This window comes from Streptomyces sp. NPDC000941, from assembly GCF_053599555.1.
Genome location: NZ_JBSFMM010000294.1, coordinates 1 through 11865 on the forward strand (window position 1 = coordinate 1; position 11865 = coordinate 11865).

The following is an 11865-nucleotide window of genomic DNA, read 5'->3' on the forward strand; positions in this document are numbered from 1 at the left end:
ACCGGCCCCCTGGACACCCGGCAGCCCGCAACGGCCACCGGGCACCCAGCTCTGCCCCCACCCACCCTGAACTGCTGCTATTTACGCGTCAGAGCCGGTCAATGGGCGAGCATCGTGCCGCACGCCTGGCTGCATGTCTTCGGTGTGCCTGCGGGTATGCGCGCCGTTCCGCTGGTCGGCCCGGTCCGTACGGAGCGCATCGGCCTGGTGCTCCCGGCCCGTGAGCCGGTCTCCGTGATCGGGCAGGCGCTGATCGATGTCGTGGAGCGGGCCGGCATCGCCGCCACGCTGGAACGGCTGCCCCACCAGGCGCCGGGCGACGACTCCTCGTTCGGCGCACAACGTTAGCCTTCGCCCCTGGGGCGTCCGTCAGCCTCGACGCCCGAGCTCGCCGTATCGACGACCTGGTTGCGGGGCCGACCGGTACGGCCTGCTGTCGAGCGGCTGTCGTACGCTGCCAGTCCACAGCCCATCACCGAGGGCGCCCGTCGACTGGCCGACGGCCTCTCGGCGCTGCGATGAACGCCGTCAGAACGCCGTCCCGACCGGCCCGCACCCGAGCAGAGAGACAGCACACATGGACGTCAGCGCCCAGATCGAAACGGTCTACGACGACCTCCGCCGACGGAACCCCGGGGAAACGGAGTTCCATCAGGCGGCACACGAAGTGCTGCACGCGATAGGCCCCGTGCTCCGAACGCACCCGGAGTACTCCCAGGCCCGGATCGTGGAGCGGCTCTGCGAGCCCGAGCGGCAGCTGATCTTCCGGGTCCCGTGGGTGGACGACCAGGGCACGGTACAGGTCAACCGCGGTTTCCGGGTGGAGTTCAACAGCGCCCTCGGACCGTACAAGGGGGGCCTGCGGTTCCACCCCAGTGTCAACCTCGGCATCGTCAAGTTCCTCGGTTTCGAGCAGATCTTCAAGAACGCGCTGACCGGCATGGCGATCGGCGGTGGCAAGGGCGGGGCGGACTTCGACCCCAAGGGCCGTTCGGACGGCGAGATCATGCGCTTCTGCCAGGCGTTCATGACGGAGCTGTACCGCCACCTGGGCGAGCACACGGATGTGCCCGCCGGGGACATCGGGGTGGGCGGCCGCGAGATCGGCTATCTCTTCGGCCAGTACAAGCGGATCACCAACCGCTACGAGGCCGGTGTTCTGACCGGCAAGCCGGTCGGCTGGGGCGGTTCGTACGTCCGTACCGAGGCCACCGGCTACGGCGCGGTGTACTTCGCCCAGGAGATGCTCTCCACGCGCGGCCATGACTTCGACGGACGCCGGGTCGTGGTCTCCGGGTCGGGGAACGTCGCCGTCTACGCCGTCGAGAAGGTCCACGCCCTGGGCGGACGCGTGGTGGCCTGCTCCGACTCCTCCGGCTACCTGGTCGACGAGGACGGCATCGACCTGGACCTGCTCAAGGAGGTCAAGGAGGTGCGCCGGGCCCGGATCTCCGCCTACGCCGAGGCGAAGCCGACCGCGCGCTTCTCCGACCGGGGGTCGGTTTTCGACGTGCCGTGCGAGGTCGCCCTGCCGTGTGCGACTCAGAACGAGCTGCACCAGCAGGACGCCGTCGCGCTGGTGAAGAACGGCGTGCTCGCCGTGGCCGAGGGCGCGAACATGCCCTGTACGCCCGAGGCCGTCGAGATCTTCCGTGGCGCGCGGGTCCTCTTCGGCCCGGGCAAGGCGGCCAACGCGGGCGGGGTCGCGACCTCCGCGCTGGAGATGCAGCAGAACGCCTCTCGCGACAGCTGGACCTTCGAGCGGACGGAGGACCGGCTCGCCACCATCATGCGGCAGGTGCACGCCCAGTGCCGTGTCACCGCCGAGACCTACGGCGGTGACGCCGACGACTATGTGCTCGGTGCCAACACCGCGGGCTTCCTCCGCGTCGCCGAGGCCATGATGGCCCAGGGAGTCGTCTGAGTTCTGAGTACTGGGTACTGATGGGGGGCGGGGCGCGCGATTCTCAGATGTCGATCCTGGACCGGTCGAGCGTGGCAGCGGAGCTGGTGATGAACTCCCTGCGGGGAGCTACGTCGTTGCCCATCAGCAGGTCGAACACGCCTTCCGCGGCCTCCAGGTCGGAGAGGTTGATCCGGCGCAGGGTGCGGTGGCGCGGGTCCATGGTGGTCTCGGCCAGTTGGTCGGCGTCCATCTCACCGAGGCCCTTGTAGCGCTGGATGGAGTCCTTGTACCGGATGCCCTTGCTCTGGAACTCCATGAGCCTGTCGCGCAGTTCGCGGTCCGAGTACGTGTAGACGTACTTGTCCTGCCCCTTCTTCGACTGGATGAGCTCGACGCGGTGCAGCGGCGGTACGGCGGCGAAGACGCGGCCGGCCTCGACCATGGGCCGCATGTAGCGGTGGAAGAGGGTCAGCAGCAGCGTGCGGATGTGGGAGCCGTCGACGTCGGCGTCGGTCATCATGATGATCTTGCCGTAGCGGGCCGTGTCGATGTCGAAGGTCCGCCCGGAGCCGGCTCCTATGACCTGGATGATCGCGCCGCACTCGGCGTTCTTCAGCATGTCGGTCACGGAGGACTTCTGGACGTTGAGGATCTTGCCGCGGATCGGCAGCAGCGCCTGGAACTCGGAGTTCCGGGCGAGCTTGGCCGTGCCGAGCGCGGAGTCGCCCTCGACGATGAACAGCTCGCTGCGGTCGACGTCGTCGCTGCGGCAGTCGGCGAGCTTGGCGGGCAGGGAGGAGGACTCCAGGGCCGTCTTGCGGCGCTGCGCGTCCTTGTGCTGGCGTGCCGCGATACGCGTGCGGGCGGCGGCGACGGCCTTCTCCAGGACCACCCGGGCCTGCTGGGCGGCGTCACGCTTGGCGGAGGTCAGGAACGCCTTGAGTTCCTTGCTGATCACGGTGCTGACGATGCGGCGGGCCGCCGAAGTGCCGAGGACCTCCTTGGTCTGGCCCTCGAACTGGGGCTCGGCGAGACGGACCGTGACGACCGCGGTGAGGCCCTCCAGGGCGTCGTCCTTGACGATGTCGTCCTCGGCGACGCGGAGCAGCTTCTTGGCGCGCAGCACCTCGTTCATCGTCTTGGCGACGGCCTGTTCGAAGCCGGCGACGTGGGTGCCGCCCTTGGGGGTGGCGATGATGTTGACGAACGACTTGACGGTGGTGTCGTATCCGGTGCCCCAGCGCAGCGCGGCGTCCACGCCGAGCTCGCGGGTGACCTCCGTGGGCGTCATCCGGCCGTGGTCGTCGAGGACCGGGACCGTCTCCTTGAAGGTGCCCTGTCCGGTGAAGCGGAGGATGTCGCAGACCGGCTTGTCGCCCGCCAGGAACTCGCAGAACTCGCTGATGCCGCCGTCGAAGCGGAAGGACTCCTCGCTCTTGCTGCCGCCCTCGCCGAGTCCGTACTCGTCCCGGACGACGATGGTCAGTCCCGGCACCAGGAACGCCGTCTGCCGAGCCCGCTGATGCAGGTTCTCCAGGGAGAGCTTGGCGTCCTTGAGGAAGATCTGGCGGTCGGCCCAGTAGCGCACGCGCGTGCCCGTCCGCGACTTGGGGATTTTGGCGGTCTGGTGCAGGCCCTGGGCGGGGGTGAAGGGGGCGTCGGGTCCGGGGCCGGTGTAGGTGCCGGGTGTGCCGCGGCGGAAGCTGATGGCGTGGGTACGGCCGTGGCGGTCGACCTCGATGTCCAGCCGGGCCGAGAGGGCGTTGACGACCGAGGCGCCGACGCCGTGCAGACCGCCGGAGGCGGCGTAGGAGCCGCCGCCGAATTTTCCGCCGGCGTGGAGTTTGGTGTAGGCGATCTCGATGCCGGACAGGCCGGTGCGGGGTTCGGTGTCCACGGGGATGCCGCGGCCGTTGTCGGTGACTTCCACGGAGCCGTCTTCGTGGAGGATGACCTCGATGTGGTCGCAGACGCCGGCCAGGGCTTCATCGACGGAATTGTCGATGATCTCCCACAGGCAGTGCATCAGGCCGCGGCTGTCGCTGGATCCGATGTACATGCCGGGGCGTTTGCGTACGGCCTCCAGTCCTTCGAGCACCATCAGGTGCCGTGCGGTGTAGTCGGAGCCGTCCTGTGGGCGGCTGCCGGTGGCCGGGGCGGGGAACGTGCTCACGCAGTGCTCTCCTGGGCAACAGAGGGTGGTGGTGGGGGCTTTGGGGCGCGCGTCCGAGGGGGCGGGAGCAGTGCCCAGGGTCAGATGTCGAGGAAGCGGACGTCCTTGGCGTTGCGCTGGATGAAGTGGCGGCGGGCTTCGACGTCCTCGCCCATCAGGACGGAGAAGAGGTCGTCGGCGACGGCTGCGTCGTCGAGGGTGACCTGGCCCAGGACCCGGTGGTCGGGGTCCATGGTGGTGACGCGCAGTTCCTCGGCGTTCATCTCGCCCAGGCCCTTGAAGCGCTGGATGGAGTCGTCCTTGATCCGGCGGCCGTCCTGTCGGCCCCGGTCCAGGAGCATGTTGCGTTCGCGGTCGGAGTAGGCGTATTCGACGTGGTCCCGACCCCACTTGATTTTGTACAGCGGGGGGCGGGAGAGGTAGACGTGGCCCCCCTCGATCAGGGGGCGCATGAAGCGGAACAGGAAGGTCAGCAGCAGGGTGTTGATGTGCTGGCCGTCGACGTCGGCGTCCGCCATCAGGATGATCTTGTGATAGCGGAGTTTGGCGATATCGAAGTCCTCATGCACGCCCGTGCCGAACGCGGAGATGATCGCCTGGATCTCCTGGTTGTGCAGGATTTTGTCGATTCGGGCCTTCTCCACGTTGAGGATCTTGCCGCGGATCGGGAGGATCGCCTGGTACTGCGGGTTGCGGCCGGATTTGGCCGAGCCGCCGGCGGAGTCTCCTTCGACGATGAAGATCTCCGACATCGCCGGGTCGTTCGACTGGCAGTCGGACAGCTTGCCCGGTAGCGCCGCCGTTTCCAGCAGGCCCTTGCGGCGGGTCAGGTCGCGCGCCTTGCGGGCCGCGACCCGGGCCGTGGCCGCCTGCATGGCCTTGCGCACGATGTCCGTGGCTTCGTTCGGGTTACGGTCGAACCAGTCGGTCAGATTCTCGTGGACGATCTTCTGCACGAAGGTCCGCGCCTCGGTGTTGCCGAGTTTGGTCTTGGTCTGGCCCTCGAACTGCGGTTCGCCGAGCTTGACCGAGATGATCGCGGTCAGGCCCTCGCGGATGTCCTCGCCAGAGAGGTTGGCGTCCTTTTCCCGCAGCAGTTTCTTCTCCCGCGCGTAGCGGTTGACCACGGTGGTCAGTGCCGTGCGGAAGCCCTCCTCGTGGGTGCCGCCCTCATGGGTGTGGATGGCGTTGGCGTAGGAGTAGACGCTGTCGGTGTACTGGCCGTTCCACTGCAGGGCCACCTCGGCCGACAGCAGCCGTTCCGTGTCCTCGGCGGCGATGGTGATGACCGAGGGATGGACCGGCTCGCCCTTGCGGGCATTGAGGTAGGCGACGAAGTCGGTGATGCCGCCGTCGTAGCGGTAGGAGACCGTCTTCGCTGCCGGGTCCGAGTCGGCTTCGTCGGCCGCGGCCGTCGCGCGCGCGGCGGGCCGCTCGTCGGTGAGGGTCAGGGTGAGCCCGCGGTTGAGGAAGGCCATCTCCTGGAAACGCCTGGCCAGCGTCTCGAAGGAGTATTCGGTGGTCTCGAAGATGTCGCCGTCCGCCCAGAACGTCAGGGAGGTGCCCGTCCGGGAGATGGCCTCGTGGCGGGCCAGTGGGGCGGTGGGAGCGCCGTCCTTGTAGTCCTGAGTCCACCGGTGGCCGTCGGTCCAGATCTCCGCCGACAGCCGGGTCGACAGGGCGTTGACCACCGACAGGCCCACACCGTGCAGACCGCCGGAGACCGCGTACCCGCCGCCCCCGAACTTCCCGCCCGCGTGCAGCACGGTCAGCACCACCTCGACGGCCGGCCGCTTCTCCACCGGGTGCGTCCCCACCGGGATGCCGCGGCCGTTGTCGACCACCCGCACCCCGCCGTCGGCCAGGATCGTCACGTCGATCCGGTCGGCTACCCCCGCGAGTGCCTCGTCCACGGAGTTGTCCACGAGCTCCTGCACCAAGTGGTGCAGCCCCCGCTCTCCCGTGGAGCCGATGTACATCCCTGGCCGCTTGCGCACCGCGTCCAGACCGTCCAGAACAGTGATCGCGTTGGCGTCATACGACGCCGTCCCGGCATGGCCGGGCTGCTGGGATTCGCGGGTACCGCTGGGGGTGCGAGTGTCGTAAGTGGTCACTGATGCTCTCTTTCGGGCATGGCAGACCGCGCTCCCACACCACGGTGCGGGAACGGCCGGACAACTGGCGGAGACAGGGCACGGCAGCCCAAACAGGGTCCCGAGGCTCACGCGCCTCGGGACCGTCGACTACCGGGACCCTGTCCAGGGTACCGGAGATGCCCCTTGCTGATGGGTCGGGAGTGCCTCCATGCGTCGTTGTGCAGCCCTTGCGCCCCCTGGATCAATCCCCCCTGCCTTGACTCCCTGAAAACGTGACAGGGGGCCACTCGGGGGCCTTCTTGGCGCCTTGCCGCATAGCGCTCCAGGCACTATTTCCGGCGTGACCCTCCGCGGTCACCAGTCGCGCTGCGTCAGGCCGCCCGCCCGGGATCGGCGCGGGAGTCGGCTGACGGCCACGGGGCGGGGCGGGGCGCCGGAGCTGGTCATTCCAGGCTCGGTTACTCTCGGCGCCACTGACGTTCACTCTGCGATCCGGGCAGACCGCGACCGAATCGGCACTCGGGAGACGCCAGCGCATGAATACGCCACCATCGCCACCTGGAACGGAGCGGACTGATGGATCATCCGTCCGGATCGGCGCTCTCGTTCCGCTGACTCGGCCTGGCTGGGTCGAGGCCGGCCAGCACTTGCTCGCTGGACTCGAGTTGGCCGTTCGCGAAGTCAATGACGCCGGCGGGGTCGTCGGAAGACCACTCGAGCTGGTGGTCCGGGACACCGCGGCCGATCCACAGAGGGCCGCGGCGGCTGTAGACGAACTGGCTCGCCTGGGCGTGGCTGCGTTGGCGGGGGAGTATCACAGCGTCGTCGCTCGCGCCGCTGCTGCCAGGGCCGACGCCCTCGGCCTGCCGTTCCTCTGCTCGTCAGCGGTTCTCGACGGGCTCACCGAACAGCCAACGGACTGGGTCGCGCGCCTCGCCCCGGCGCAGTCCCACGGCTGGCGGATCTACGCAGACTTTCTCCTCGGCGCGGGCCACAGCCGAATCGCCGTAGCAGCCGAGCCGAGTGTCTACTGGGCGTCCGGGGCCCGTATTCTGCGGGACTACCTCGCTCCACGCGGCGGCACCGTCATCGAACTCGACATGCGCGCGCTCGCCCCCACGGCGGTGTGCGACGAACTCGTCGACAGTCGTGCGACGGCCCTCCTCCTTCTGGTCGGCCACCCGGAGCCGGCAGTGCCGATCGTCAAGTCCGTCCGCCGCGACCAGCGCCTCGCCGAGATCATGATTGGTGCTCCGGCCGGGCAGCCGGAGTTCTCCGAATGGGCGACGTCGCTGGGCGACGACGGCGCCGCGATCCCGTTCTTGCGCTACCTGCCCGAGCGCCTCAGCCCACTCGGTGCACGAGTCGAGACGTCCCTGCGCGAGCGGCTGGCCGCAGCGCCCTCCTTCGTCGCCTTCGAGGGCTACGACACGGGTGCCGTCCTCGCCGAGGTGCTGCGTTCTCACGGCGCGGACCGGGCGCGCATTGCCGAATCCTGGCCGCGCGTTGCGGTCGAGGGCACCCGCGGGCAGATCCGGTTCTCCCGCACGCCAGGCATCAGCGTTTGGCAATGGGCTTGGCCGCCGGTCCAAGTCGTTGATCGAGATCCGGCGGAACCCGGTCGCTTTCGGATCCTCCATACCGGCTGACAGAGCACGGAGGGCGCCTCCGTGAAGGTCCGCGAGCGGCAGGTCCTGCTTGCGTCCTGGAGTTGGTCGCGAGGGGTGTGCGGTCGGCTTGGACCGCGCCGTCGGAGTGCCCTCACCGGTCCGCGTCCTGGCGGCGAAGGCCGTCGAGGATGACGTTCATCAGAGGCCGTGCCGTTGATTCCCACTCATCCCGGTCGAGTCGGCTGAGGTAGGCGATGAGCAGGAGGACCCCGGGGGCGTCCACGTCCGTGCGGATGGAGCCGGCCGCTTTCCCCGCGTCCAGCAGGTGGCCGAGGGCGCCTTCGATGGGGTTGTGGCTGTGGGCGACAAGGTCCTGCCACGCCGTCGGCTCGAGCGCTGCCAGGACGCCGCGCTTGATCTCGGCGTAGTCGATCACTCGGTCGAGCCAGTGACGCAAGGCTTCCACAGGCTCGTGTTCCGCCAGCAGAGCGGAGGCGGCGGTCACGAGTTCTTCGACGTCGCGCCGGTAGACCTCGGCGAGGAGCGCTTCGCGGTTGGGGAAGTTCCGGTAGAGCGTGCCCTGTCCTACACCGGCGCGCTTGGCGATCTCGTTGAGGTGGACGTGGTTGGACTCGGCGAGGGCTGCGCGGGCGGCCTCCACGATGCGGGTCCGGTTCTGCGCCGCGTCCGTACGGCGTGCTGGCGCGCTCATAGGCCTCTCCTGATACTCCGCCTCTGACAAGTGGACACGTGTCCGGTACGGTGAACCCATACACCGGACACGTGTCCACTTTACTTGGAGGCAGTAATGCTCTCTCTTCACGACAAGATCGTCGCTATCACCGGAGCGAGCGGCGGCATCGGCGAAGCCACGGCCCGTCTGCTCGCCCAGCGCGGCGCCGCGGTCGTCCTCGCGGCGCGCCGCGGCGAGCGCATCGACGCCATAGCGCAGGACATCCGGGAGGAGGGGGGCCGTGCTGCCACGTGCGTCGTCGACGTCACCAAAGCCGAGGACCTGCGGCGCCTGGTCTCCACCACCATCGACCGGTACGGCCGTATCGACGTCCTGGTGAACAACGCCGGCGTCGCCCCGATCAGCCCGCTGGCCGACCTCGACACCGAAGGCTGGTCGGCCATGATCGATGTCAACCTTCGCGGCATGCTCAACGGCGTCGCCGCCGCGCTGCCCGTCTTCCGCCAGCAGGGGTCGGGTCACCTGGTCAGCATCGTCTCCGTGGCCGGCCTGTCCGTGTCCCCCTCGATGGCTGTCTACGCCGCGACCAAGAACGCGGTACGCACCATCCACGAGGGGCTGCGCACGGAGTCCACCGACGGGGTGGTGCGCACGACAGCCATCTCGCCGGGATACGTCCGCACCGATCTCGCCGGCTCCATGGCAGACCCGCATATCCGCGAGCAGACGCGCAAGAACATGGACGCGATGGGCATCCCTCCGGCGGCGGTCGCCCGCGCGGTGGCCTTCGCCATCGAGCAGCCCGGCGACGTCGAGATCGGCGAGATCAACGTTCGCCCCACCGTCCAGGCATGACACGGACAGTCACCGGTCAAGTGAGACGGCCGCCAGCCGCTTGTGCAACGCCGGTTACGTTCCTGGTCGCGCCGCCCGACCCGCACGGGGCGATGTTCCCACGCCAGGCGACCGCGACGTTCCTCGAGGTGCCGGCACAACCGTTGTCCTGCCGGGCCCTGGTGGTGGGCAGCGCCGACGACCCGTACCGTGGTGCCGCGAGCCCAGGCCGCCGGCGGAGTTGATGTGTCCGTACGCGCCCGCCAGGTGCCATCGCGCCTCCCGCAGCGCCGCGAAGCCGGCGGCTGCCTCGGGGGGACCTGATCACACAGTGGTTTGCCCACTTCTCCAGCGGACCGGGCCACCAGAACGCAACCAAGGAGAACACCTGAGATGACGACTTCGACCAGCGGACCAGCGGACCGCGCGGATGTGCCGCAGTTGTTCAGGCTCAGTGTGGAAGTCGGTGACCTCGAAGAGGCCGTCGCCTTCTACGGCAGGCTGCTGGGCCTGGAGGGGCGCAGGCAGGGCGGGGCGCGCTGCTACTTCCCGTGCGGACCGGTCACCCTCTCTGTTCAGGATGTGTCCGCCCTGGCTGCGCCGCCGCATCCGGCGGCGAAAGCCCTGTACTTCACCGTCACGGACCTCGATGCCGTCTTCGAACGCGCCGAGGCACTCGACTGCCTGTCCACGGAACCGGTCCACGACGCTCCGGCGGGCGCGATCGCCGTCCGCCCGTGGGGCGAACGATCGTTCTACGCCCAGGACCCCTGGGACAACCCGCTGTGCTTCGTGGAGGACGGCACCGTCTACCCCGGCTAGTGCTGTGACCGCGTAGCAGACCCCGCACGCGTACCTGCGCCGGCGCAACGCCACCGCCCGCCATCCCGTGTCCTCGCCGCACAGCGCAAGGAACGCGCCCGCGTCCGCGGCGAGACGGGCAGCCGCTGGGGCGGACGCCCCCTGGCGCACGCCTCGGGCCGGGCCGCCGTGCTCACTGAGGCGTCAACTCTGCCCGTGGCGAATCTGCGGCGGGCAGAGAAACCGCATCCGGGGATCTCCTGAGGTCAAGAGTGGAGTCGACGGCATCCTCGCCTCGACAAGGAGACCAGATGACTTCACTCACCACGCTCTCGCCCCGCGCGGAGGAGGGCGACACACCGCCCAGCCACTTCGACGACCATCTCGCGGCACAGCTGCTCGCCCAGCGGATCGTGCTTCTCGGCACACAGGTCGACGACGTGTCGGCCAACCGGGTGTGCGCGCAGCTGTTGCTGCTGTCGGCGGAGGACCCGCGCACCGACATCAGCCTGTACGTCAACAGCCCCGGCGGGTCGGTCACCGCGGGTCTCGCCATCTACGACACCATGCGGCTCATCCCGAACGACGTCTCGACGCTGGCGATGGGGTTCGCCGCCAGCATGGGCCAGTTCCTGCTCACGGTGGGGACGACCGGCAAGCGGTTCGCGCTGCCGAACGCGCGGATCATGATGCACCAGCCCTCAGCGGGCATCGGTGGCACCGCCGCGGACATCGAGATCCAGGCGGAGAACCTCCAGTTCACCAAGAAGGCCATCGAGCGGATCACCGCCGAGCACACCGGGCAGAGCGAGGAGACGATCGCGCAGGACGGCGACCGGGACCGCTGGTTCACGGCCGAGCAGGCCAGGGAGTACGGAATCGTGGACCGGGTGGTGGAGTCGGTCGCCGACATCCGCCCGGCCGCGTCGCGCCGACGGATGGGGTTGTGACATGGGGTCGTACACGGTTCCCTACGTCATCGAGCGGACCGCGCAGGGTGAGCGGTCCTACGACGTCTTCAGCCGGCTGCTGAACGAGCGGATCATCTTCCTCGGCACCGAGATCGACGACGGGGTCGCCAATGTGGTCATCGCGCAACTCCTGCATCTGGAGTCGGCGAACCCGGAGCGCGAGATCTCGATCTATCTCAACTCGCCCGGTGGATCGTTCACTTCGCTGATGGCGATCTACGACACGATGACGTTCGTACAGGCGCCGATCTCCACGTTCTGCGTCGGTCAGGCGGCGTCGACGGCGGCGGTGTTGCTGGCCGGCGGAGATCCCGGGCGACGGTTCGTGCTCCAGCACGCGCGGGTGCTGCTCGGCCAGCCGGCCAGCGGCGGCCGGCAGGGGACGGTCTCCGACCTCAGCCTCGCGGCCAAGGAGATGGTCCGCATCCGCTCGCAGGTGGAGGAGGTCCTGTCCCGGCATACGCATCACGACGTGGCGACGCTGCGCGCGGACATGGACCGGGACAAGGTGCTCACCGCCGAGGAGGCCGTCGCCTACGGGCTCGCCGACGAGGTGCTGAGCCGACGGCTCGCGTTCGTCTGACCCCGCGCGGCCGTGGCCGAAGGCCGGCGAGCCGGCCGGTACGGCGGTGATGCGCCTCGTCGTACCGGCCGTCGGTTCGTTCGGTCAGGCGACGAGGCAGAGGCCGTCGTACTGCGCCGTGGGCGATGTGCGGCCCCGGTACGCCCGGCTCCGGGCGTAACCGGCCCACACCTCCAGGTCGCTCGAGAGCAGGTCCG

9 protein-coding genes and 2 pseudogenes are annotated in these 11865 nt (G+C 69.0%); 8 read left to right on the top strand and 3 right to left on the bottom strand.

Annotated elements, in window-relative coordinates:
• Both ACWDSL_RS48055 and gdhA read left to right on the top strand, forming a co-directional pair.
• Nucleotides 1-348, top strand: a pseudogene (locus tag ACWDSL_RS48055) (hypothetical protein); the annotation flags it as partial.
• Nucleotides 349-577: 229 nt separating this feature from the next.
• Nucleotides 578-1924, top strand: coding sequence for an NADP-specific glutamate dehydrogenase (gene gdhA, locus ACWDSL_RS48060; protein ID WP_450495402.1), 1347 nt, complete (start codon nucleotides 578-580; stop codon nucleotides 1922-1924).
• Nucleotides 1925-1967: 43 nt separating this feature from the next.
• Here the strand turns inward: gdhA and ACWDSL_RS48065 are convergent, their stop codons facing one another.
• Both ACWDSL_RS48065 and gyrB read right to left on the bottom strand, forming a co-directional pair.
• On the bottom strand, nucleotides 1968-4079 hold the full coding sequence (locus ACWDSL_RS48065; RefSeq protein WP_450495404.1) for a DNA gyrase/topoisomerase IV subunit B: 2112 nt from the start codon (nucleotides 4077-4079) through the stop codon (nucleotides 1968-1970).
• A gap of 80 nt (nucleotides 4080-4159) precedes the next feature.
• Nucleotides 4160-6193: a DNA topoisomerase (ATP-hydrolyzing) subunit B gene (gene gyrB / locus ACWDSL_RS48070; RefSeq protein WP_450495406.1), complete on the bottom strand. Its 2034-nt coding sequence runs from the start codon at nucleotides 6191-6193 to the stop codon at nucleotides 4160-4162.
• 518 nt (nucleotides 6194-6711) lie between these two features.
• Here gyrB and ACWDSL_RS48075 point away from each other — a divergent pair.
• Nucleotides 6712-7824 (top strand): ABC transporter substrate-binding protein, encoded by a 1113-nt coding sequence (locus tag ACWDSL_RS48075; protein WP_450495407.1) that lies wholly within the window; start codon nucleotides 6712-6714, stop codon nucleotides 7822-7824.
• A gap of 112 nt (nucleotides 7825-7936) precedes the next feature.
• On the opposite strand, the gene ACWDSL_RS48080 is transcribed toward ACWDSL_RS48075, so the two are convergent.
• A complete protein-coding gene (locus ACWDSL_RS48080) occupies nucleotides 7937-8497 on the bottom strand; it encodes a TetR/AcrR family transcriptional regulator (protein WP_450495408.1) in 561 nt (186 codons plus the stop codon).
• Between the two features lie 96 nt (nucleotides 8498-8593).
• Between ACWDSL_RS48080 and ACWDSL_RS48085 the strand changes: the two genes are divergently transcribed.
• The 5 genes and pseudogenes from ACWDSL_RS48085 (at nucleotide 8594) to ACWDSL_RS48105 (ending at nucleotide 11668) form a co-directional block, all read left to right on the top strand.
• Complete coding sequence (locus tag ACWDSL_RS48085; RefSeq protein WP_450495410.1) at nucleotides 8594-9334, top strand: SDR family oxidoreductase; 741 nt, start codon at nucleotides 8594-8596, stop codon at nucleotides 9332-9334.
• A 372-nt stretch (nucleotides 9335-9706) separates the two neighbouring features.
• Entirely contained in the window at nucleotides 9707-10135 is a 429-nt protein-coding gene (locus ACWDSL_RS48090; RefSeq protein ID WP_450495412.1) for a VOC family protein, read from the top strand.
• Between the two features lie 25 nt (nucleotides 10136-10160).
• Nucleotides 10161-10273, top strand: a pseudogene (locus ACWDSL_RS48095) (IS630 family transposase); the annotation flags it as partial.
• A 152-nt stretch (nucleotides 10274-10425) separates the two neighbouring features.
• Nucleotides 10426-11064 (top strand): ClpP family protease, encoded by a 639-nt coding sequence (locus tag ACWDSL_RS48100; RefSeq protein WP_450495414.1) that lies wholly within the window; start codon nucleotides 10426-10428, stop codon nucleotides 11062-11064.
• A 1-nt stretch (nucleotide 11065) separates the two neighbouring features.
• Entirely contained in the window at nucleotides 11066-11668 is a 603-nt protein-coding gene (locus ACWDSL_RS48105) for a ClpP family protease (RefSeq protein WP_014172690.1), read from the top strand.
• Nucleotides 11669-11865 lie beyond the last annotated feature (197 nt).